The organism is Mesotoga sp. H07.pep.5.3, assembly GCF_002752615.1.
GTDB classification, from domain to species: Bacteria; Thermotogota; Thermotogae; order Petrotogales; family Kosmotogaceae; genus Mesotoga; species Mesotoga prima.
In genome coordinates this window covers 146,328-169,553 of the sequence record NZ_AYTV01000012.1, presented here as the reverse complement: position 1 = coordinate 169,553, position 23,226 = coordinate 146,328, and the positions used below count along the sequence as shown (strand labels likewise).

21 protein-coding genes and 1 tRNA gene are annotated in these 23,226 nt (G+C 44.1%); 1 reads left to right on the top strand and 21 read right to left on the bottom strand.

Going from position 1 to position 23,226, the window contains the following annotated elements; genetic code table 11:
• The first annotated feature begins 4 nt into the window (after positions 1 to 4).
• On the top strand, positions 5 to 853 hold the full coding sequence (locus V513_RS04510; RefSeq protein ID WP_099771876.1) for a rhomboid family intramembrane serine protease: 849 nt from the start codon (positions 5 to 7) through the stop codon (positions 851 to 853).
• Between the two features lie 30 nt (positions 854 to 883).
• On the opposite strand, the gene V513_RS04505 is transcribed toward V513_RS04510, so the two are convergent.
• The 21 genes from V513_RS04505 to thpR all read right to left on the bottom strand — a co-directional run bounded on the left by V513_RS04505 (position 884) and on the right by thpR (position 23,225).
• Positions 884 to 2,047, bottom strand: coding sequence for a type III PLP-dependent enzyme (locus V513_RS04505; RefSeq protein ID WP_006491983.1), 1,164 nt, complete (start codon positions 2,045 to 2,047; stop codon positions 884 to 886).
• 126 nt (positions 2,048 to 2,173) lie between these two features.
• Positions 2,174 to 3,124: a GAF domain-containing protein gene (locus tag V513_RS04500; protein ID WP_099771875.1), complete on the bottom strand. Its 951-nt coding sequence runs from the start codon at positions 3,122 to 3,124 to the stop codon at positions 2,174 to 2,176.
• 3 nt (positions 3,125 to 3,127) lie between these two features.
• Complete coding sequence (locus V513_RS04495; protein ID WP_257211942.1) at positions 3,128 to 4,294, bottom strand: LCP family protein; 1,167 nt, start codon at positions 4,292 to 4,294, stop codon at positions 3,128 to 3,130.
• 35 nt (positions 4,295 to 4,329) lie between these two features.
• Positions 4,330 to 5,040 carry a hypothetical protein gene (locus tag V513_RS04490; RefSeq protein WP_257211941.1) on the bottom strand — a complete coding sequence of 237 codons (711 nt, stop codon included), beginning with the start codon at positions 5,038 to 5,040 and terminating at the stop codon, positions 4,330 to 4,332.
• Positions 5,027 to 5,620, bottom strand: a complete 594-nt coding sequence (yqeK, locus tag V513_RS04485; protein ID WP_099771872.1) for a bis(5'-nucleosyl)-tetraphosphatase (symmetrical) YqeK — start codon at positions 5,618 to 5,620, stop codon at positions 5,027 to 5,029. Before yqeK ends, V513_RS04490 begins: the two co-directional genes overlap by 14 nt.
• A complete protein-coding gene (locus tag V513_RS04480) occupies positions 5,592 to 6,815 on the bottom strand; it encodes a hypothetical protein (protein WP_099771871.1) in 1,224 nt (407 codons plus the stop codon). The genes yqeK and V513_RS04480 overlap by 29 nt, the downstream gene beginning before the upstream one ends.
• 16 nt (positions 6,816 to 6,831) lie before the next feature.
• On the bottom strand, positions 6,832 to 7,110 hold the full coding sequence (locus V513_RS04475) for a DUF503 domain-containing protein (RefSeq protein ID WP_099771870.1): 279 nt from the start codon (positions 7,108 to 7,110) through the stop codon (positions 6,832 to 6,834).
• Positions 7,111 to 7,213: 103 nt separating this feature from the next.
• Positions 7,214 to 9,286 carry an elongation factor G gene (gene fusA / locus V513_RS04470; RefSeq protein ID WP_099771869.1) on the bottom strand — a complete coding sequence of 691 codons (2,073 nt, stop codon included), beginning with the start codon at positions 9,284 to 9,286 and terminating at the stop codon, positions 7,214 to 7,216.
• A gap of 28 nt (positions 9,287 to 9,314) precedes the next feature.
• Positions 9,315 to 10,988: a phosphodiester glycosidase family protein gene (locus tag V513_RS04465; protein ID WP_099771868.1), complete on the bottom strand. Its 1,674-nt coding sequence runs from the start codon at positions 10,986 to 10,988 to the stop codon at positions 9,315 to 9,317.
• 12 nt (positions 10,989 to 11,000) lie between these two features.
• Positions 11,001 to 12,302, bottom strand: coding sequence for a thymidine phosphorylase (locus V513_RS04460; RefSeq protein ID WP_099771867.1), 1,302 nt, complete (start codon positions 12,300 to 12,302; stop codon positions 11,001 to 11,003).
• On the bottom strand, positions 12,299 to 13,549 hold the full coding sequence (locus tag V513_RS04455; protein ID WP_099771866.1) for a sensor histidine kinase: 1,251 nt from the start codon (positions 13,547 to 13,549) through the stop codon (positions 12,299 to 12,301). Before V513_RS04455 ends, V513_RS04460 begins: the two co-directional genes overlap by 4 nt.
• A 4-nt stretch (positions 13,550 to 13,553) precedes the next feature.
• Entirely contained in the window at positions 13,554 to 14,273 is a 720-nt protein-coding gene (locus tag V513_RS04450; RefSeq protein WP_006491968.1) for a response regulator transcription factor, read from the bottom strand.
• Positions 14,245 to 15,720, bottom strand: coding sequence for a B12-binding domain-containing radical SAM protein (locus tag V513_RS04445; protein WP_180274834.1), 1,476 nt, complete (start codon positions 15,718 to 15,720; stop codon positions 14,245 to 14,247). Before V513_RS04445 ends, V513_RS04450 begins: the two co-directional genes overlap by 29 nt.
• Positions 15,713 to 16,120, bottom strand: coding sequence for a thioesterase family protein (locus V513_RS04440; protein WP_099771864.1), 408 nt, complete (start codon positions 16,118 to 16,120; stop codon positions 15,713 to 15,715). The genes V513_RS04445 and V513_RS04440 overlap by 8 nt, the downstream gene beginning before the upstream one ends.
• A 12-nt stretch (positions 16,121 to 16,132) precedes the next feature.
• Complete coding sequence (gene ftsH / locus V513_RS04435; protein ID WP_099771863.1) at positions 16,133 to 18,034, bottom strand: ATP-dependent zinc metalloprotease FtsH; 1,902 nt, start codon at positions 18,032 to 18,034, stop codon at positions 16,133 to 16,135.
• 4 nt (positions 18,035 to 18,038) lie between these two features.
• The gene (gene tilS / locus V513_RS04430; RefSeq protein ID WP_099771862.1) at positions 18,039 to 19,430 is read right to left on the bottom strand and encodes a tRNA lysidine(34) synthetase TilS; all 1,392 of its coding nucleotides are present in this window, start codon (positions 19,428 to 19,430) and stop codon (positions 18,039 to 18,041) included.
• Between the two features lie 42 nt (positions 19,431 to 19,472).
• Positions 19,473 to 19,548, bottom strand: a tRNA-Thr gene (locus V513_RS04425).
• 44 nt (positions 19,549 to 19,592) lie between these two features.
• Positions 19,593 to 21,128: a ribonuclease Y gene (gene rny, locus V513_RS04420; RefSeq protein WP_099771861.1), complete on the bottom strand. Its 1,536-nt coding sequence runs from the start codon at positions 21,126 to 21,128 to the stop codon at positions 19,593 to 19,595.
• Positions 21,129 to 21,182: 54 nt separating this feature from the next.
• On the bottom strand, positions 21,183 to 21,620 hold the full coding sequence (locus V513_RS04415) for a regulatory protein RecX (RefSeq protein ID WP_014730228.1): 438 nt from the start codon (positions 21,618 to 21,620) through the stop codon (positions 21,183 to 21,185).
• On the bottom strand, positions 21,620 to 22,669 hold the full coding sequence (recA, locus tag V513_RS04410) for a recombinase RecA (RefSeq protein ID WP_099771860.1): 1,050 nt from the start codon (positions 22,667 to 22,669) through the stop codon (positions 21,620 to 21,622). Before recA ends, V513_RS04415 begins: the two co-directional genes overlap by 1 nt.
• On the bottom strand, positions 22,659 to 23,225 hold the full coding sequence (thpR, locus tag V513_RS04405; protein ID WP_014730226.1) for an RNA 2',3'-cyclic phosphodiesterase: 567 nt from the start codon (positions 23,223 to 23,225) through the stop codon (positions 22,659 to 22,661). Before thpR ends, recA begins: the two co-directional genes overlap by 11 nt.
• Position 23,226: the final 1 nt, after the last annotated feature.

Below are 23,226 nucleotides of genomic sequence, written 5' to 3'. Positions count from 1 at the left end.
AAAATTGATTCGATTTAGAAGTGCAACAATAACCCTGATAATCATAAACGTAATCGTGTATCTTCTTGTCGCGTTTATGGGACTATTCACAGGTCCACAAGGAATAAGCTACCGTGATCTTATAACAGTCTATGGAGGCGTAAGCAGATTTGCTCTTTCAAACGGTTTGATATATACTCCTCTAACTGCTCTTTTTCTTCACGGCAATTTAATGCACATTCTTTTCAATATGTGGGCACTTTTCCAGCTCGGTCATGTAGTCGAAGGAGTCTATGGATCAAAGTGGTATCTTCTCTTCTATTTCGTTACTGGAATAAGCGGAAGTCTTAGCGCAGCAGCCTTTTCTACTGCATTCACAATTGGCTCGAGTAGCGCGATTTTTGGCCTGGTTGGAATCCTGTTCACTCTTGGACTGAAAAAAGACACTCCGGTAGTTCTGCGTTCTATTACTGGATACTCTCTGCTACCGATTATCCTGATTAACCTCTTTCTTGGTTTCAGCATTCCCGGAATCAGTAACGCTGCCCACATAGGAGGTCTTGTTGTCGGAGCTATAATAGGCTGGTTTGCCAAGCCGGCATATGCAAGGTCTGCTAGATCTAGAAGAGTCTACACAAGGGTAAAGGAAAAGACTCCAGAAGAAGCCTCGCGAGATATCTTAGTCAAGTATATACCAGTCCTTAACGGCATGAAAGATAATAGATCTGAGGAGAGGACTATTAGAATTGCTCAGCTCAGGAGCGAACTGAGTAGTCTCAAGGACCAGGAGATAGGATCCAAAGTTCTCTGGGAGCTGTATAAAAGGGATCTTCTCTCTCAAGAGGAGTTCGAAAGACTTAGAAGGTTCCTGTGAATTAAAAAGAGCCCCTATTCGGGGCTCTTTTTATTCCATGAAGTCTCGTTCTATAGGCATTTCAGCATCTATGAAGTCTTCCACGAACAGAACTCTCGGAGCATCAATACCATTGAAATTCGTAGCATACTCAGTTGTGTAGGCACCTGCATTAATGAAGTACAATATGTCTCCGTAGCCTATGTTTTTCGGTAGGTCTATCTCGTGGTAAATAGTATCTACCGAATCACATGTGGGTCCTGCTAGATGAAAGGAAATCTTAGTATCGTCAACTTTTCCTTCGGTCAGAACTTCATACCTGAAACCTTCTATTGTCTCTGTTAGACCGTGAAAGACACCGGCGTCGATATATACCCAGTCTTCACTGCCCTTCTTGCTGCGAAGAATCACCTGACTGACGAGAATTGCCGAATTTCCAACCATGGACCTGCCTGGTTCAATGAAGAGCTCAAGATCAGGAACAAAAGACATGTATTTGTCCAGTGCTCTGTTTATTATGTCGCCATAAGACTTTACAGACTTGATTTCTCTTACATGCTTTACGGGCATTCCTCCGCCAAGATTTAACATGCGCAGGTTAATATTCTTGGCACGAAGAGTCTTGAAAACCTCCGAAGCATCCCTTATTGCATCGTCCCAGCTATTTACGTTGTAGTTTTGAGAACCAACATGGAAGCTAACACCGTAAGCGTCGAGGCCAAGCTGATCGGCATATTCCATGATAGAGATCACATGACCGACATCCGTTCCAAACTTTCTCGAGAGCGGCCAATCACAATCTCCACCGCTGGTTGCGATTCTCCCGTAGACTTTACTTCCGGGGGCGTGAGCCGCTATTTTTTCTACTTCCATTTCCGAGTCGACAGCATAATAGTCTATTCCTACGGAATAAGCGTATGCGATGTCTTCGACTTTCTTGATGGTGTTTCCAAAACTCATTCTTTCGGGGCTTATACCCAATGCCAGAAGCTTCTCAATCTCACCGCGTGAAGCTACATCGAAATTGCTGCCGAGATCCCGAAGAGTCTCGATAATCCTGGGGTGTGAATTCGCTTTAACCGCGTAAAACACCTGGACATTTCTAACATGGCTTACAATGTCGAAATAATTGTTTCTAACGTAATCCATATCCATTATCAAGAACGGTGTCTTTATTTCTCTTGCGGCCTTCCTAACCTCAGGGGTAATGTGCACTACGGCATCCCTCCTATAAAATAATCAAGTTATTGTAGCATCGAAACTATGAAGGAATGCCAAAGATACAATGTCATTTATAGTTTAATAAAGTTACAATACTATGCACCCCAATATTAGCCATTTTCAGCTTGCAATCAGGAGTCCACATACTTTTTCGAGAAATTCCTCATCTAGGCGGTCGAAACTATTCTGAAAATGACTGTCAATATCCAGTTCACCTATTACCTTTCCGTCAACTATTAAAGGTAGCACGATCTCGGCTTTCGTCTTTGAACTGCAAGAGAGATAGTTGTTCTCCTTTGATACATCCGGCACCAGGAAAACCTTCTTAGTTTCTGCGGCTTGTCCGCAAATTCCACTTCCAAAGGCGATTTTCACATGTTCCGTGGGTTCTCCGACGTAAGGCCCTAAAACAAGGGATCTCTCTTCATTGACGAGATAAAAGCCAGTCCAGTTGTAGTAATCAACATACTTGTCCAGGAGCTTAGAGATCATTGCCATCTTTTCTTTGAAAGAACGGCCTTTGATTTCTCTCTCAATCACATCAAGTATCAAGTCAAATCTTTCGGATCGTTTCCCGCTGTCCATAGTATGACGCACGTTTACCCTTGAATACTCAAGGAAATCCTTCAGGGCCGCCAATATGACGCTTGAGAAGTCTTTGATGCTCCCTTCTTTCCAGCAAAACAGGAGATCTATCATCACTACATTTCCTCTGGATGTTGGGACTATGAGATGTTGCTGTCTTCCAAGGGCACCCAGTATGTGGATCACAAAATCCTCTCTTTCAAGATGAAGCTGGGGAGACATCTTGCCGAGCTCTTGCAGAACTCTCGATTTCTCAATAGGTCCCTGAATCTCCCAGTAGTGAGACAGCCTGTCAATCTCTCTCCTTTCGAGTTTGTCTAGTGACAGAGAGAGTTCTTCTTCGTCAAGGTTGTTCTTGAACATGTACTCCTCTAGAACTCTAGGATGCTTCTCTCTATAACTTGTCCAGAAATCGAACCATCTCTCCTTTGGATAGCTCAAAATGCCGAAGTAATCATAAGTGAAATCCCTGAAAATGCTCCTCATCTACTACCTTCCCCCTACTCCAAGCAACACATAAGCATCATACTTAGCTGGATAGAATCTATTCTTTGACAGGGAATCTATCAACGCATAATAATAATCAAGCCCTCCGAAGCTGGAAGTCAACATAACAAAGGGTCTGTGATAGACGTGCGCCTTTGAGAAGAGCTCTCTAATTTCTGAGTCTTTCGAATTTATGAACAGATATGTATCGCGCTTTTCAATGCCTGAAATATTCGGTACAAAACCCGTGGCATCTACTTTCACTCCTGCCTGAGCAAGCCACTGACTTTTTATTGTTTCCGCGAAATCTCCAAATCTTTCCTCATAGTCGGGAATATTGTTTATCACCAGAATCTTCGGCGACCTGCTTTCGATTTCGACTGCTTTCGGTTCATCGCTGCCGGGACCGGTTGGAACTATCTGACCCTCATCATCGATGTAGTAATCTATCTGTGTGAAACTTACGGACCTCTTACCTGTGAAGAAACCAACTGCAAAGTCGATGAGAGTCTTCTTGTCTATGCTGATATCTGTCTTTTCAAGCACGAAATCTATCATTTCTATCATCTTCGACGGCCCAGCACTTACAAGATTTCGGATGAGCTGTTCCAACACTCTCTTCTGTCTATCGATCCGACCAAGATCACCCGAATCAGAGCTTCTGTAGCGAAGGAACTTCAGCAGGTCCTCACCTTCGAGAAAATAAATGCCAGGTTCGAAATGGATGTGAAGTCCCTGCTGGAAATCGTCGTGATGCATCGGCGTGGTAACTTCAACACGAATAGGACCGGTGAACGTCGTTATTTCGGTCACAGTATTGAAATCAACAACAACGGAACCCGTTATCGTTCTCCCGGTAAGCTTTTCCACTTCCTCGATAAGCGCTTCTATCCCAAAGGAGTTGTACAGGGAGTTGATCTTTCTCTTTTCAGATCTGTAAGTAACTACAGTGTCTCTGGGGATGCTCTTTAACAAGAGACCTCCAGAAGTCCGAAAATACACAATCGAGATATAATCTGTTCTTCCACCAACTGCGTCACTTGAGTTTCCACCGGAATCTACTCCTACGACCAGGAAGCTCTCTGCCGCAAGATCTTTTGCCGAGAAAGAGTAAAAAGCGTCCCTGAAAATAAGAAAAGTCAGAAAGAAAAAGAGAAAAACTTGCAGCACCGTCAACGCCACAAGAAATAGATGAACAGATTTCATTAGTCTGCTAATGCCTTTTTTACTGTCTCCAGTGAATCGGGTTTAAGATACATTCGTGAAACCGTTTCGCCTCCAACTCCCACTGATATCTTCATCGGAAACTCAGTTAAGGTTTCGAGCTTATAGGTCATCCTCGATGAATTTCCCAGGCGACGAAGTAGAACAGCGATCCCTTCAGAAGTCAATATGGAAGCGACGTCGTACTCCTTAACGGTTTGAACGAAATCATTTATCTTCCAGTAATCAAATAACTTAAACCCTCGCAGAGCCATGGCATCGATGAGTTCAACAGGATTCGAAGCATTGACCCCGAGTTTTGAAGAAAGAGCATCTATCAAGTCGGGGGTGAAATTGACGTAATAAGAGAAATCACCTGAAGTACCAAGCCAACTCTGAACTGCTTCAACGGCATCTGCTCCTAGTTGCGGATCAAGAACCTCTTTGGAGTTCTGAATAGTGGCGAAAATTGGGAAGATTACAAGCGATGTTCTGCTCACCGTCGTAGTCCTTACATAGTAATAGAGAGGATTATCCGCAGACTGCCAGTAGAAGAGATAATCTACATACTCTGCCTTCATCTCATCGCTGCTGTTGACCCCATTTACTATGAAATACACATAGCCTGCACCTGCTACAACGACAAGTACAATCACCAAAATCAACCACAATAGTTTTGGACCACGTCGTCTCTTGGGCTTAATTAAAGACATGACTGGCACCTCCATGTAATTCATTCCACGTCCACACGGTCTCGGGAAGCAAGAGACTGTCCGACTCAACGGCCCATGTTATTTTCAATCTTATCACGTCAACAAATGTTTTTTCCAGATCTACTTCTGCAGTTTCACGAATATGAAGGGCTTCGGAAAAGTCTCTTCCTTCTTCAGCAATATCCGAAATCATCAAAATCTTTCCCGTAGTACTCATGCCCGGAATCCCGCTTACATGCCAGTAGACAGCCTGAAAGACATCACCGTCAACTCCGTATTCCTCTTTGAGATAAAGGGCGGCAACTTTTCCGTGAAGAAGAACAGGTGCAACCCTCTCCATTTCAGTCATATCAATCCCGAAGGAAATAGCTAGTCTCATTAGTTCGTCTTCCGCCTGGTCTCTAAACATATCATGTGAAACGGCAGCGAGACCAACTCCTGAGGAATCGATACCATGAATGCTGATTAATCTCTTTGCGAGTCTTTCCACTCCCAAAATATGCTCGAATCTTTCCGGAGAGCACATCGACTTTGCCTTGGCGCGAACTTCTCTAGTTACCGTATCGTACTCTGTAATCAACTTTAACCTCTGCAATTTGATCGGGTTCAACCGTTATAACTGCCGACCATTTTCCTTCAGCTTTTACGTATTCGAATTTTTCGTTATTTTCCATATTGATTTGGTCTACATTTTGTCCAAGATAGTCCTCGATCACTACCGCTGACGTTTCTTCAGACAGATTTCTCACGTAATATGTATTTCTAATGTATCTGTACGTACTATCAGTCTTCATTGTCTCCGAAATCTTCTTTCCAGCAATTTCAATAGATTTTGCAACGCTTTCCAGTGAAATATTCTCTCCTTCAGCTATGTTCCCAATTCCCGCCGAGCCCAAGTAAACCGAATCGCTCCAGATATCTATGATACCAGATGGAAGATCTAGCGGGACCTCTTTGAGGCGGACATCAATATCGACACCCGTATAGTTGCTCGCTCCCCAGTTGGCCCTGAACACTAGCCTCTTTTCTCCTTCAACAAACCTCGATAGAAATGATATGTAATTGATCCCACGACTCAGCGGGACAGAAATCTCGTAAAGCCTTGTTTCAGCGCCAGAAGTAGTTGGGGATATTGAGTAGGATGCATTAGCCATTTTGCTTGAACTCTCTCTAGCAGAGTAGCCAAATTCAGGATTCGAAGATACAAGTGTTATTGTTGACGGTGGCTTAACGCCTAAGTCAACAATCATCAGACCAGTCATTGAAAAATCGTCCACCGATAGAGAGTACCTTGCTGTCCAGCTGTTATTCGTCGTTTGGTAGGCAAACCTCGCGTGCCCGTTGTAGTTTTCTTGAGTCTCTAGCAAGAATTGTCCTGCTGGAGTGTACTCACCAGTGAAAACAGGTGAACCCTTTGGATTGACAAGTATTTCTCCATAAGAATTTCTGAATACGGGAAAGTCAGAAATAACTTCTAGCATTTCCGATCTTCCATCGTCAAAGAGGAATTTGATCCATCTCCCTATTTGTTTCTCATATAGGGACTTTAGGCTATCGGCAGGAAGATATCTTATATGTGTTCTCTCAGGAGCACCGAACACTGAAAGGCTTTCGGGTACGATATCAGCTCCATACGGCAATTCTATGATTGCGGTCCCATTCTCGAATACGACTTCTCCGGAATAGATAGAAAACCCGTTGAAGATATACAACTGCTGAGAAAGAGAAATAGATGCTAAAAACACCAGCATTAACGAGACTAGAATTTTCTTCATTCTTCACCTCCATTTATTACCAGATCTCTCCGTCCTCTCCTGAGACTTCGAGACCGTTCCAGGTTATTCGCTGCCAAACCGATTGAAAGAGCGAATCGAGTTCGCCCCTTTCGTTTGCCACCATGCAGACAGTGATTTCGCTCTCTTGTTTTGAATCATGTTTCCCCGTCTCAACGACTGAAGCATTGAATTTCCTTCGAAGGTCATTTAGGACAGGCTTGATTACGGCTCGTTTGTCCTTTAAGGAACTTATTCCATACAATCTCAAAAGATAAGTCATATAGCCCACGTGCATTTTTTCTCGGCTCCTCCTAACTCTCAATCATATGACATCCACTGGTCAACTAACGTTCAAAGAAAAGCGGGGGATTTCCCCCGCTCAAGTATCGTTTATAATCTCACTTCTGCTGCTCTTCCAGTTCTCTCTGCCTTTCAAGAATGATCTTCTGCTGGACATCGGGCGGAGTCTCCTGATAACCACTGAATTTCATGGTAAAGTATCCACGACCACTCGTAATTGAGCTGAGCTTATTCGCAAAGTCTAGCATCTCTGCGAGAGGAACTTGGGCAACTACCTTTGAAGTACCCTTGCCCTGAGGTTCCATTCCCATTGGTCTACCTCTTCTAGAAGTTATTTCACCCATTATGTCTCCCGTGGACTCCTCAGGAACAAAGACCTCGACGTCCATCAAAGGTTCAAGAATGACAGGGTTTGCTTCTGCCATCCCGTTTTTGAAAGCCTGTCTTGCAGCTATTTGGAATGACATATCTGAAGAGTCAACGTCGTGGTATGATCCGTAGAAAAGGGTTACTTTTGCGTCGACAACGGGATATGAAGCGAGAACACCTTTCTTCATAGCTTCCACAATGCCCTTCTCGACAGCTGGGATATAGTTCTTTGGAACGACACCCCCAACGATTTTGTCTATAAACTCAAAACCTGCGCCGCGTTCATTGGGCTCAATCTTTATCTGAACGTGCCCATACTGGCCATGCCCACCAGTTTGTTTTTTGTGCTTGTACTCGGCCTCAACAGTCTTCCTTACTGTTTCTCTGTAAGCGATCTTCGGCCTTCCAACTTCTACATCAACAGAGAATAGCTTCTTAAGCCTCTCGATCATAATGTCCAGATGGACTGAACCAAGACCGCTGATAACTGTCTCGTTGGTCTCAGGATCATTTTCCCACTTGAATGTGGGATCGGATTCTGCCAGTCTGGCAAGACCTCCACTTATCTTATCTATGTCTCCCTTCGACTTCGGCTGGATAGACTTTGATATCATAGGTTCTGGCATAACCGGCAGGTCAAGCTTCAGCTGCCTATCCTTGTGTGCAACAGTGTTACCGGCAGCGCTCTTCTTAAGTTTGCTAAGCTTCACTATGTCTCCCACTGTCGCTTCGTCCACTTCAATTTCCTTTGTACCCTCCGGAAGCATAACGTGACCTACCTTTTCGGAGGAATCCTGATCAACAACATAGAAAGAGTCTCCCTGCTTCAAAGTTCCTGAAAGCAGTTTCATAAAAGTGAGCTTACCAACAAAGGGATCGACAACAGATTTGAAAATGTAGGCAACAAGTGGTTCTTCCTCAGCAGGAACTACATCAATCTTTTCTCCGGAGAGGAGCGTTGCCGCTTTCGGAGAAGCTTCTGAAGGCCCCTTGCCAACTGCACTCACAAAGTCCAGGAGCTGTGAAATTCCAATGTTCTTTCCAGCTGATCCAAGAAGGACCGGAATTACTTCGTTCGCAAGGTAGGCTTTCCTGAGGGCAGTGATCAGTTCCTCTGTCGAGAGTTCTTCTCCTTCCAGATACTTCATCATCAGTTCCTCGTCGTTCTGAACAATATCCTCGATCATTTTCGTTCTAGACTCTTCGGCCGCTGACTTTAGATCAGCAGGAATATCCTCTTCCTTGAAAGCGCCTTCGTTCTCGTAAATATAGGCTTTCATCTTCACCAAATCTACAATTCCCCGGAAGTCCGCTTCTCTCCCGATTGGAAGCTGCACAAGGACCGGGGTTCTCTCAAATGTATCCGCCAGATCCGAGAGGGTTTCTTCGTAACCGGCTCTCTCCTTATCAAGCATATTGAAGAACGCAATAATCCCCTTCTTGAGCTCCTTGGCAATTGAACCGAACCTTTCTGTCTGTATCTCAAGTCCGGCAGTTGAATTTATTACCGCAACAACATTCTCCGATGCAAAAATACCATTTGCTGTCTCGGCATAAAAATCCGACATACCGGGAGTATCGATCACATAGATTCTCTTATCATTGTGGGGTAAGCTGGTGACTCCCATTGAGAAACTTGCTTTCTTCTCTTTTTCGACTTCTTCTGAATCAGTCGCCAGGATGCCTATTCGATCAATAAGCTTTGCATTGAAAAGCATCGCATCAACAATTTGAGTTTTACCTGACCCGTGGTGCCCAATGAGTACAATATCTCTTTTGGCATCGACCGGAATCTTGTCCATATCTGACCACCTCCAAATCTATTTCAATCTATTTACGCGACCCGGTTATTATTACGGGAAGAGAGGGAACTCCTGAGGATGGAGAATTGATTATTTCGCCATTCACAGACATCACCGATGATTTGCCGCCATCAAGACACATTAGAGATTCAAATCCCTTGTCTTTAAAGAATTCTATCATCTCTTTGAAAGTTAAGCCATAGCTACTGTGCTGGTATCCATCGATAACAATGAATACTACTTCTCCGGTTTCTTTGATGCCAACAAGCGTTCTCGGTGCTCTGACATCCAGAAGAGATGCCGAATAGTAGTTCTGCTCATAATCAGTGACCGGTCTCCCATTATGAATTATCATGGGTCCACCCTCAACTGCTCCGGTGATCTTCACGCCAAATGAATTCATTAGTTCAAAGGAAACCGATCTGCCTATAAAAGCAGTATCTCCAATTTTCTGCAAAGATGATGGTGAAAGAACCAGCAAATCAGTATCTTTCTCCACCTTTGATGAAAATCCTTCCTTTACAATCCTTCCATCCTTTACCACCAGATAAGTGAAGTCATCGAACTCTGGAATGCTGTTACGGTATTCATCGGTGTACAGCACTGCTTCGCCTCTGTATGGAGAATTAACACCCGTAATCTGAACAAACCGATCATCGAATTTTGCGAGGTACAATATGTCCATCCTTGTAACATATGTTTTTCCATCTTCAGTGAAATATATCGCCGGTCTTCCCAGGCTTGGGAGACCTAAGACTTTTCCGTTTTGAACAAGAAGACCAATGGGGAGGTTTTGATTCTGGTCGAAGTAGCCACCGTTTATCATAATCTCCGAACCACTCTCTCGCAGAACATCAGTTGCCTTTTCGAGGCCACCAATCCCATTGTTCGCAAGTTGAACGCCAAAAGAGAAGCTGGAGCCGTTCATTTCAAGGTAAGACATAGTAAATTTCTGGCCACCTGAATAGGATTCAAAAATATTCAAGCTGAAATCCGTACTCGTTTCCTGCTCTATCGTTCTCCCTATGCCGCTTTTTCCCATGAGAGTGAGGGTTCTCCCTGTAATCTCATATTCTACGTCTGGCCAGGGTTTCTCCACGGATATCTTTACAAACCCCCTTCCCGTGGCCACTGTCACTCCTTCTGCATCCAGAAAAGGATCGATTTTTGCCGGCTTCAAGGTTAAAGCTAGAGAACCGCTTCCTGTCCACCAGACAGTGAAAAAATCCGGGAGAACGTCTCTATCCAGAGTAATTGAAACAGATTCAGGCCTGTTCACAATGCTTTTTATCGTTACAGGCTGCGCATAGAGTATCAGTGCCTCAGTCTCGCTGAAGAAAGACTTGTCGGTAATTGCGGCAAGTAGCTCGGCATTAATGTAGACCATGCCATCCTTAAAGATCATCGAGTTGTCAAATTCACTTCCAAATTCCACGGTTGCCCTTTTTGTCTCGTGAGATAGAGAAACAATTATTCCCGAAGGGAGAATCATTATTGTCTCTTCCTGACGAAGTGATTGAGAGACAACTACTCCTCTTATCAGCTCACCGATAATATCAAGTTTTACAAAGTCCATAGATCGGTCAGTTACAACGGAGTTGGTAAAGACCCTCGTCTGCCCTCTTTCATCAAGGTATATCAGATTCTTTGCTGATGAGACCAATGAAATGAGAAGAAAACAAATAAAGATAATGCGTTTCATATAATGCACTCCTTAGATCACTTCGTAAACTATTGGAGGAGGGGATGTTTTCTGCTCTGAAATGACAAAGCTATCAACAAGCCTCTTAGCCTCATTATCGGCATTTCTTTTGTCATTTGCATAAATAACTGCGATAACTTCATCTTTCTCGACCCTATCACCAATTCTTTTCAAGATTCTTACTCCCACCGATGGGTCAATAACGTCTTCCTTACGTTCTCTTCCAGCACCCAGCCTCATGCAGATCAGTCCAATCGATTCCGCATCAACTGATTGTACGTATCCGCTTACACTTGTCCTGACTTCCTCAACAATTTCGGCCTCTTTGAAATGAACTGCATAACTTTCGGAAAATCCTTCTGGGCCTCCTTGAGCGTAGACAAATTCATCGAATTTCCTCAGTGCCTCGCCGGAGAGTATCAGTCTATCGACAGTCCTCAATGCTTCTGCCTCGCTTTTCATCCCGCCCGCTACGAGCATCTGACCCGCGATTATTCTACACAGAGAGCTAAAATCCTGTGGACCGCGTCCTTTAAGGGTATCGATGGCTTCAACAACTTCAAGGGAATTCCCCACTGAAACGCCCAGCGGCTGGTTCATATCGCTAATTACAGCCTTCGTGGCTCTTCTGTTCTTTCTTCCTAAATCAATCATAGCTCTTGCAAGCGTTTTGGCACCACCCAGATCTTTCATGAAGGCTCCTGTACCAATCTTGACATCAAGGAGAATTCCATCCGAGTCTACTGCGAGTTTCTTGCTCATTATGCTTGACGCAATTAGCGAGATCTCATCAACAGTTGCTGTAAGATCTCGAAGAGCATAAAGTTTCTTGTCCGCAACTGCAACTTGCGCTGTCTGACCTGCAAGGGCTATACCAATGCGCTCGGCCTGCCTTTTGAATTGTTCTATGTCCAGTGAAGTCACAAAGCCTGGAATTGATTCAAGTTTGTCGATTGTCCCACCGGTATGACCAAGCCCTCTTCCAGACAATTTAGCAAAAACTAGGCCGGCGGCTGCTACAATAGGTCCAACAACTAGAGTAACCTTGTCGCCAACCCCACCGGTAGAGTGTTTATCGATTTTTCGACCTTTGATAGACGAAAGATCAATCCGATCACCAGACTCTATCATAATTTCAGTGAGATGGAACCTCTCTTCTGCATTAAGGTGATTGAAGTAAACAGCCATTAACCATGCTGCCATTTGATAATCGGGCACAATTCCTTCAACGAAACCCATAATCAGTGAATCCAGCTCTTCTCTGGTGTTGGGAAAACCATTTCTCTTCTTCATGATTATGTCGTATATTCTCATTCAAACACCTTCTTAAGCGGTAGCTTGACTTTCAAGATCGTTCCTGTACCGTACTCGCTCTCAAGGGAAATCGTGCCTCCGTGCTTCTCAACAATAAACCTTGTAATCGCCAGTCCGAGGCCGGTCCCACCCATTTTTCTCGATCGAGCTTTGTCTACTCTATAGAAGCGCTCAAAAATGTGTTTCAAAGAGTCTTCCGGTATTCCAACTCCAGTATCTTCTACTTCTATCATTGCGGAGTTATTCTGGGCATAGGCTCTGAGCCAGATTTCTTTTGGCCCGTGTTCCTTGGCAAAGGTGTATTTCACGGCGTTGTCTACAAGGTTCAATAGAAGCTGTACAAGTCTGTCAAAATCACCCTCCACAAAAATCCCTTCATCTACGTCGACATTTATGGAGACATTCTTCTCACTCGCGAGAGGCTCAACAATTCTCATTACGTAGTTGACTACCTCCCCTAACTCCACATCCTCTTTGCTGAATGATGCTTCACCGGATTCAAGCTTTTCCAGATCGAGCAAGTCGTTAATTAATCTCGTCATTCTGGCAGATTCGTTTTCAATTATAGAAAGGAATCTGTAGACAGTCTCTTTATCCTCAAGATCGTCTTCGGCAAGTGTTTCAGCGTATCCGTGGATTGATGTTAGCGGTGTCCTAAGCTCGTGGGAGACATTTGCGACGAAATCTCTTCTCATTGCCTCAACTTCCTTCTCCTTCGTGATATCGCGGAGAAGGATGAGATATCTAACTTCACTTTTAAGAGTGACTCTCATTATCTTGCAATTTCTTACCGATCTTCTGGGATAATATATAGTTATCTCGGACTCTTGACTCTCCTGAGTTCTAACCGAATCTTCAAAGAGATCGCCAATGTAGTAACTGTCTATCCCTTCACTGATTCTTAGACCTACGAGCTGCTTGCTAGAAAGTTCTTGCGCAGCTTTGTTGGCGTATTCGATCTTTCCGTCCTCCGACGCTATCAAGAAAGCATCGCTCAAGTTGTCGAAGATCGTGACAAGGTTCTCGATCCTGGCATTTAGAAGAGCAATCTCTTCTTTCATACTTGAGATCAGCTGTTGAACCTTCTTATATATAAAGATAAACTCGGCGCTTCTCGGAACTTCGACCAGATCCGCAAAGCGCCTTTTAGCGGCTTCTAATCTCTTATTCTTTTGATTCTCATGTCTAAACAGAATCATGAAGAGAAAAGCTATCACCGCAACAACAGCGAGGACAGCATAAAGCAATTAATCAATCTTCCTTTCCGGGATCTCTGAACTTATAGCCTTTTCCTCTGACTGTAATTATATACTTCGGAGTAGAAGCGTCTTCTTCGATTTTCGTTCTAAGTCTTCTGATATGAACATCAACAGTTCTTGTGTCACCGTAGTAATCGTATCCCCAGAGTTTATCAAGAAGCACATCCCTGCTGAAAACCTTTCCTTCGTTCTCTGCAAGGAATCTTAGTAGTTCAAACTCAAGAGGGGTAAGGTTAACCATTCTATTCCTCACTCTTACCTCGTACTTTTCTGTATCGATTTCGAGATCTCTTGCGAGTATCTTCTTTGGCCTTTCCTCTTTTGCCTGCGCACTCTGCTGAATTCTTCTAAATACCGCTCTAATTCTAGCCAGCACTTCTCGAACACTGAACGGTTTGGTGATGTAGTCGTCTGCACCAAGCTCTAACCCCAACACCTTGTCGAATTCTTCACTCTTCGCACTCAGAAAAATTACGGGTGTCTGTCTGAACTTCTCTGTCGCTCTAAGGTTTCTTACAAGTTCGAATCCATCCATTCCTGGAAGCATAATGTCGACGATAAACATGTCTGTTTCGTTGTCTTCGGCAATCTTCAACGCTTCTTCTGCATCATAAGCTTTCAGGACTTCGTAGCCCTCCTTTTTTAAATTGAAAGTAAGGAGCTCCACGATCGAAGGTTCATCATCAACGACCAGAATACTCTTCTTTGCCATGCTCTTTCCACTCCTTCCGTTTCGAATTCACATCCTCTGCGTATTTGTTCAGAATAGGTGTTGGATCAATTCCACGCTCGACAAGTTCAAGTAATTCTCTTCCTTTTTCTCTATCGATGCTGGCAAGGGCAAACTGCAACCGCGATTCTCTAAGGCTCTCAAAATCGAGTTTTACTCCCTCCATCATCAGTTCCGATCTTATTTCCCTCTCTAACTTTCTAAGAACGCCGACCGACTCCATTGGCATATGCTCAAACGGCGTGCCGGGTTTCGGAATCAGCGGGTTCAAACTAAGCACTACGCTTGAATAACCCATCTTTAAAGCTTGATGCACGGTTTTCGATATTTCTGTCCTGTCATCATGGGTCTCAAAAACAGCTCCATATATGTAATACATCTTCACCCTGCGAAAATCATTATTCCTTCCTAACTCCAATGCCTCAGTGATATCTTCCTCGCTTATCCCCTTTGCAAAGGCATTCCTTATCTTCTGGCTTCCCCCCTCCGGTGCAATTGTGAAAGAGCTTTGCCCGGAAAGCTTCAGAGACCTCATCAATGTATCCGATAGAGAATCAAGTCTGAGAGACGAAACTGACAGCTCATAACCCTTTTCAATACAGTGTTCTGCTATCTCATCAATGCCTGGATAATCTGTAACCGTCGCGGCAATTAGTCCAAATCTCTTTGTGAATCCCGCAACTGAATCCATGAGATCAATCGTGTCTTTCAATTCTCTGAACCTTGGTCTTCCAAATTTGAATCCCGCGACGCAGAACTTACATTTTCGAAAGCATCCTCTACCAATCTCTATGAGATACCTGTCTCCGAAGACCGAATCCGGACTGATAAAAGCGCTTTCACCCAGGCAATTAGAAAAAATCGTTTCCTGGTGTTCTGTCTCGAGAGTAGAAACCATCTCCTCTTTACTCATGCGATGATCAATGGCAGAGAGTTGCTCGAGGAATTTCTCACCAAGATCTCCCCTATAAACCACATCTGCAATCTCAGATACAAGAGAGTCATTGAAGTAGGTTAAGGCTCCACCAATAAGGATCAATGGATGAAACCTGTTCCTTTTTTCCTTCCTAAGGGGTATCGAGAACTTATTCAATATTTCAAAGACGTTAAGCAGATCGAGTTCAAAATGCACAGAAAAAGACCAAATCACAAATTCATCAAGCGGCGTTAATGAATCAAAAGAATAATGCTTCGAAAAACTCTTATGAAAAAAGAATCTCTCCGCCCTTACACTACCCAGCTCGTTGAACTTAGTCATCAATACATGAGTCGATAGACTTGCGCTTCCTACTTTATATGAGTTCGGGTAGATAATTGCTACCTTCACATCTCCAAAACCACGTACTTCTTTAACAAATCGCTCTCTTGATCTGAGTCTGGAAACTATCTCATACTCGCTCCAGCTTTTTCTGTCTCTCGGTTTACGCACCAAATGCTCTCCTAAAGAAGTCAACAGAGATGAACTTCCTGGAGAACTCAAAAGCACCCGCTTCGGTTCCTAGCTGTACAACCGACCCGGAAAAGTGCACTTCCGCACTATCTGAAACAGATACTATCCTGATGTTTATAACGAGCTCCTCTTCCATCAATAAGGGAGAATAGTGCTTTACAGATGTTTCAGAAACCACAGAAACCAGCGAATCCGATTCGAAGTCAGATATCAGATTGTGGCCACAACTGTGGACAATCTTCATCAGTCCACTGGTAGACAGGAGATTTAGCAGTTCAAGATCGTACCGTTCCGACCATCTCAAAGAAACGTCGGTAGGAATAACAGTTTGGGTGAATTCACTGTTTTCCAGTGATCTTAACCGCTCTAAATCGAGCATTTTTCGCCACCTCTAATCCTTTGCAATATCTGGCTCTTCTGCAGATGCTCCTGGAGCAATTTCTATGGTCTCAAGATCATCCTTGTAATAGTTACCGCCTTCAAGTCCAAGAATATCGGCCAGTTCCTTCCCCGAAATAGTCTCTTTCTGAAGAAGGTACTCTGCCGCTTCATCAAGCTTTTTTCTATGGTCAGAAAGGACTCTCTTAGCTTTTTCATAACAAGTGAGAACAATAGTCTTGACTTCGGAGTCAATTTCGCTAGCGATCTCCTCAGAGTAATTCTTCATCCGCGTGAGTTCTCTGCCCAGGAATACTTCTTCTTCCTCTTTGCCCCAGGCAATGGGTCCCAGTCTTTCACTCATTCCAAACTGTGTTACCATACTTCTCGCCATCGCGCTGGCTCTTTCCAGATCACTAGCAGCTCCTGTGGTTATTTCTCCAAAGACAAGATCTTCGGCTGCCCTTCCTCCAAGCGCCTGCGCCATATTATCCAGAAGCTCAGACTTGGTTATGAGGTACCTATCCTCCAGCGGTAGACTCTCCGTAAAACCCAGGGTAGAAGTCCCACGAGGAATTATTGTTACTTTGTGAACCGGGAACGCCTTTGGAAGAATTAAGCCGACAACCGCATGGCCTAGTTCGTGATAGGCAAGTATTTTCTTCTCTCTATCGTTTATGATTCTCGATCTCTTTGCAGGACCGGCCAGGACCCTATCAATGGCTTCCTCAAGTTCTGGCATTCCAATCATCTTTTTCTTTTTTCTGGCTGAGAGAATTGCCGCTTCATTGATCAGGTTCTCAAGATCTGCACCGACAAATCCAGGTGTCCTCCTTCCCAAGAGCTGAACATCGACTTCGGGATCTATCGGCTTTCCGCGCATATGTATCTTGAGAATCTCTGATCTCCCTTTCAAATCAGGAGGGTCAACAGATATTTTCTTGTCGAATCTCCCAGGTCTTAGTAAAGCTTTATCGAGAATGTCTGGACGGTTTGTTGCGGCTATTACTATGACACCTGTTTTAGCATCAAACCCATCCATCTCCACTAGAATCTGGTTTAAAGTCTGTTCCCGCTCATCGTGTCCTCCGCCAAGCCCTGCTCCTCTATGTCTTCCAACCGCATCGATTTCATCGATGAAAAGAATCGCAGGCGCTGAAGACTTTGCCTGAGTGAACAGATCTCTCACTCTTGCCGCACCGACTCCTACGAAGAGCTCGACGAAGTCCGACCCGCTAATGAAGAAAAACGGAACTCCTGCTTCACCAGCTACGGCTCTTGCAAGCAATGTCTTTCCCGTTCCGGGAGGCCCCACAAGCAGAAGACCCTTAGGCATTCTTGCGCCAGTGTCTGCAAATATCGACGGATCCTTGAGATAGCTGACAATGTCTGCCAGTTCTTGCTGCGCCTCATCAACTCCTGCCACATCTTTGAAAGTTACCCTCTTATCAGTGTTAACGTACTTCCTTGCAGGGCTCTTCGTAAAAGTGAAGGCTTGAGAATTCCTACCGGACATTGATCTCATTAGGAAGAACCATATGAATATGATAATCCCCAGAGGGATCAAAGTACCGAGGAGATTCACCCAGAAAAGAGAATCGCTTCCTCGCTCGAACGTTATGTTTGCGCCTCTTTCAGCAAGCAAGTCAATGTGATCCTGGAAGGTTTGTGTTACAAGCGTCTGAGATGGAACATAAGTCTCAAGAGACCTTCTTGGGTTGTCTCCCGTTATGTAGACAACTTTTCCGCTGTCGTAAACAACTATATCGATTATGTTATTGAAGTCATCCAAAAATTTTGTGTAAGGAACTACAATGCTTGTCTCAGTTGGATACAGGCCCCTGAGAGCAATCAGCAGGAATAAACCTAAAACAACGTAAAATATAATCATTCCAATCCTGGGCTTTTGATCCACAGAACTACCTCCTTTCAAGGCTAAAGACTACATTGTTACGACTGGAGGGGCCAACTCTACATAACTCGCTCGTGACAACACCCGGAATCCAGAGGATCTCTCCAAAAGCGTTTTCAAGAACCATTATCATACTCGAGAAGCCCTTAAGACCTTTGTCTGACAAAACATCTACCACTTTCTTTTCTCTCTTCATTCCAAAGGGTATAATCTTATCCTTGTCGTTCATCATTCTAATACTCAACGGAAAGATAATTCGGGAATCTGAACATATACTTTTGAAAGCACCATCAAATTCACCGTAATTCTCACTTGAAATTCCCGCCTTGGATTCGACTTTGATTTGCCAGCCTTCTGCCTCATAGACAAAAGGAATGGATTCTATAAAACTTTTTTCATGCCCATGAAACTCAAGGGTTCCTCTGTAAAAAAACACATATTTGCCAATCCTGGAAGCTTTCACATTTTCTTTGAACTCAACTGTCCACCGACCTTCGTCTTTAGAGAAGAGATCAAAAAAGGCTAACGCACGCTCCCGAGAAGGAGGGTAGTTGTCAAAACTCATCATAGACACTATCTTTCTAACTAGCTCAAGAATGAGAGGTTTCTCTATCTCTCTCAGTTCAGAGAGCCTAGCGAAATATATCCCATCTGCCTTCCCAAATCTAGACATTAGCGTTTCCACCCTCGAATCAATTAACGAATATCCATCATAGATATTTTCAAAGAACCTCCAAATAGCTTTGTTAAGTGCCGGGTTTATCTTTCTGAGTTCAGGTATGACCCGCAAACGCAGGAAATTGCGCTCAAAACCATCCTCAGCGTTGGTTTCATCCTCCATAAATGTAACCTTGTTAATTGTAACATAATCTACAATACGCTGCATATCGCTGAACAGCAGTGGCCTTATCAAATCACCGTTCGATGGACGCAACCCAATTACGCCTTTCATGCCTGTCCCCTTCACCAATCTCAATAAGGTATTTTCCACCAGATCATCTCGATTGTGACCAAGAGCAATGCGGTCGGCTCCTACCATAGACTTCACGTCTCTCAAAAAACCATATCTTACTTCCCTTGCAGCCGATTCAATTGATTCTCCCTGCTTCATTCTCATGTATTCCCTCACATCGCGCTTTTCATGGAAGAAATCTATAGAGCGATCTTCACAGAACTGCTCTATCATTCTTGCCTCTTCCCGGGGTCCCTCTTCGCGAAGGCCATGGTTTAGGTTAGCCGCGAAGAGCACTACCTTCAGTGTTGATTTCAAGTTGTTTAAAACATTTAAAAGAGCCATTGAATCCTTTCCACCTGAAACGGCAACAAGAATTCTCTGCCCTTCGCGTACGAGATCCCATTCTTTTACAAATCGAAGAACCTCTAACTCGAAGTTATCCATTTTTCTCACCACCAATAGTAATGCGCCCATAAAGGGCGCATCTGGAGCCAACGAAGGGACTTGAACCCCCAACCTGCTCATTACGAATGAGCCGCTCTACCGGTTGAGCTACGTTGGCACCTGGTTTCAATTTTATATCACTGCTTTTCCTATGTCAATCTTTCAGGAAGCATAAGAGACGCTTCTTCGCTCCCTTATAACAGTAACCTTTATGACACCAGGATATTCCAGTTCTTCTTCAATTTTCTTTGCTATATCAACGGCCATCTTTTCAGCAAGAAGGTCGTCGACCTTTTCAGGTTCAACGATGACTCGAATTTCCCTCCCGGCTTGAATAGCGTAAGCCTTCTCTATGTGTTTGAACCCGGTGGCAATGTTTTCGAGATTCTCCAGCCTCTTTATGTACATATCTAGCGACTCTCTTCTTGCTCCCGGCCTGGATGCCGAGACCGCGTCTGCCGCGGCTACCAGAACCGCCTCAGGAGTTAAAGCTTCTGTCTCACCATGGTGGTACTGAATCATATTCACCACGTGACTCTTTTCGCCGTATCTCTTTGCGATTTCTCCGCCGATTATTGCGTGGGATCCTTCAACTTCGTGATCAATCGCTTTCCCGATATCGTGAAGAATTGCACCTCTCTTCACCTTATCGACGTTCAGTCCAAGTTCCGAGGCCATCAACGCCGCCAGATGCGCTACTTCGATCGAATGCTGCAAGACGTTCTGCCCGTAACTGGTCCTGAACTTCAGTCTACCGAGAAGTTTGACAAGCTCCGGATGCATAGAAGGAATTCCCACTTTCATTAACGCTTCCTGGCCGGCTTCCTTTATTTCATTGTAAATCTCTTTCTTGGATTTCTCGTACATTTCCTCGATTCTTGCCGGGTGAATTCTACCATCTTCCACAAGTCTATCTAGAGTCATCTTGGCTATTGCTCTTCTCAGAGGATTGAAACAAGATACGACTACGACCTCAGGTGTGTCATCGATCACAAGATCTGAACCCGTTAGTTTTTCGAAGGCCCTGATATTTCTACCCTCTCTTCCAATGATCCTACCTTTCATTTCATCTGAGGGGAGACTAACAGTGCTTACTGTCACATCTCCTGTGTAGTCTGCAGCGTAACGCTGCACTGAATTCACGATTACCCATTTTGCGTAACGGGTTCCCTCTTCATCATAGTGATCTTTCAATTCCTTCAGCTTTTGAGCAAGATCATGTTCATATGTCTCTTCTGCTCTCTTCAGAACCATATTCCTCGCTTCCTCCATCGAAAGATCGGCCAAAGTGAAGAGCTTCTTTTCAGCTTCTTCTTTCATTTCTTCAACCCGAGCGCGCTCTAAATCAAGCTGCATTTTCATCTTTTCAATAGTTTCTTCCTTTTTGTCGATGTTGTCTTCTCTTCTCGAAATCCTGTCTTCCCATTGCTTCAGTTCCTCTCGATCTCTCTTGAAGTCCTTCTCCTGCTCTTCCCTAAGTCGATGGAGTTCTTCGCGCCCTTCAATGAGAGCCTTCTTCTTCAGATGATCTGCCTCTTCCTGAGCCCTTTTTATGATCGACTCTGAATCTTGCTTCGCCGACTTCTGCTGGAGTTGCAGCTCCTCCTTCGCCTTCTTCACGGCAGAGGGGGTGAATATAAAATAAGCCAGCGCTATCCCTGCTGCGAGGCCGGCTATTATACCAATCAAAAACATCATAGTTTCTCAACGCTGGTCCTTTCAATTTCAGTCGAGGAAACCAGCTCCCTCCCTTCATGATTTCTCATCAATTTCGTCAATTACTTCGTCTATTAACGAAGACGAAAATCCTTTTCTGTAAAGTTTTCTTCGTATTTTATCAGCATCTGTCCTTTCTGCACTACCAATCGCAATTTTCGCAATCTCTTTCAAGTCGCAGTTTTCCAATTCCTTCTCAATTGAATCAGAGATAATCTCTTCCAAGATGCCCAGTTTGAAAAGCTCCTGTCTGATTCTGAATGGGCCCTTATGATGAACGTTCAGTCCATCGCTTACATAGAGTCTGGCAAAGACTCTGTCGTCTACTAGCTTCTGCTCTTCAAGTTTTTCAATGACCTCATCGACTTCTTCCTGAGAATAACCCTTTTTCAGTAGTTGGTCTTCTATCTCCTTTCTGGATCTCATCCTATACCTTATGTATCTAACTGCATCCTTCATTGGATCGGAAAGCACTATCCTTCCTCTTCCTTCTCCTCTTTTTTAGGTTCTAAGAGTGGCAAATTGTATTTTGCTCTAAGCCTGTTTTCTATTTCAAGAATCAACTCGGGATTCTCTTTCATGAATTCCACACCGTTTGACTTTCCCTGACCAAGACTTACCTCATTATTATCTTCCGAGATGTAGGTATACCAGGCGCCTTTCCTCTCAATCATGTTTTCTGAGAGCGCAAGATTGAAGAGCTCGTTTGCATGTTCAATACCCTGTCCATAGATTATGTCAACCTTCGCTTCTCGGAATGGAGGCGCAACTTTGTTCTTCACGACTTTTATCGTTGTCTCGTTTCCAAGGACCGTATTTCCTTCTCTTATCGCGCTCCCTCTTTTTATCTCAAGCCTTACTGAAGAGTAAAACTTAAGAGCTACTCCTCCAGTGGTGGTTTCAGGGTTCCCGTAAACTACCCCAATTTTCATTCTTGTTTGGTTAATGAAAATGACTATGCATTTGGACTTACTAACATTTCCGGAAATCTTTCTCAATGCCTGAGACATAAGACGGGCTTGGAGTCCGACTTGAAGTTCACCCATAGCCCCCTCAATCTCAGTTCTAGGGACCAGGGCAGCGACAGAATCTACTACAATTAGATCAACGGCATTTGATCTTATAAGACCATCGACGATATCGAGGGCCTGTTCCCCGTAGTCTGGCTGAGAAATAAGAAGATTGTCAACATCTACGCCGAGGTTCTGGGCATAGTGAATATCCAGCGCATGTTCGGCGTCGATAAAAGCAGCTATTCCACCGCGCTTCTGAACTTCTGCAATAGCATGCAAGGCAATGGTCGTCTTGCCACTTGACTCCGCACCATAGATCTCAACAACTCTACCTCTCGGGTATCCTCCAACCGTCAAAGCGATATCAACTGCAAGCGATCCAGTAGGGATAACTTCTATGCTTTTGTGTTCTTCCTTATCACCCATCAACATTACTGAACCCTTACCAAACTGTTTTTCAATGTCCTTTATTGCCCTTTCAAGTGCGTTCTTCTTATCCTTAGACAGCATGTTCAATCAGTCCTCCTTCGAAACTGCATGTGAAGACCTTCCTGTATGTTGCACCTTCCCTCGAAAGGATAGATTCGAATATTGTAACTTCTCCAACGGGGAAGATTATGCGCTCATTTTCAAGAGTGCTTAGAAACTTGCGCCACATGGGTGGACTAAACTTCATTCTTCCAACTGTTAGATGGGGTCTGAAATTCTCGTCGACAGGAAGACTTAACGCCTCAAGCACTACTCTTGTTTCTCTCTGGAGATTGACAAGATTTTGGTTCCGCTCGATTGCAACCCAGATTACTTTTGGCAGATCCTTGTGCTTGAAATAACCTATTCTACCCGTCTCCAAAGTAAAAGAAGGAAAGCCTCTTAATCTGCGAGAAAGCATCGACGCGAGCAAAGCAAGTTTCTCCAACTCAATGTTGTCAAGAAATGCGAGCGTGACATGAGCGTTTGCTCCAGGCACCCAGGATGCTTTGAATCCCATTCTTCTAAGCTTTTCCGATATACCGTCTATCATGGCCGGGACTCTCTCGCCAGTGTCAACTGCAATAAAAGAGCGCAAT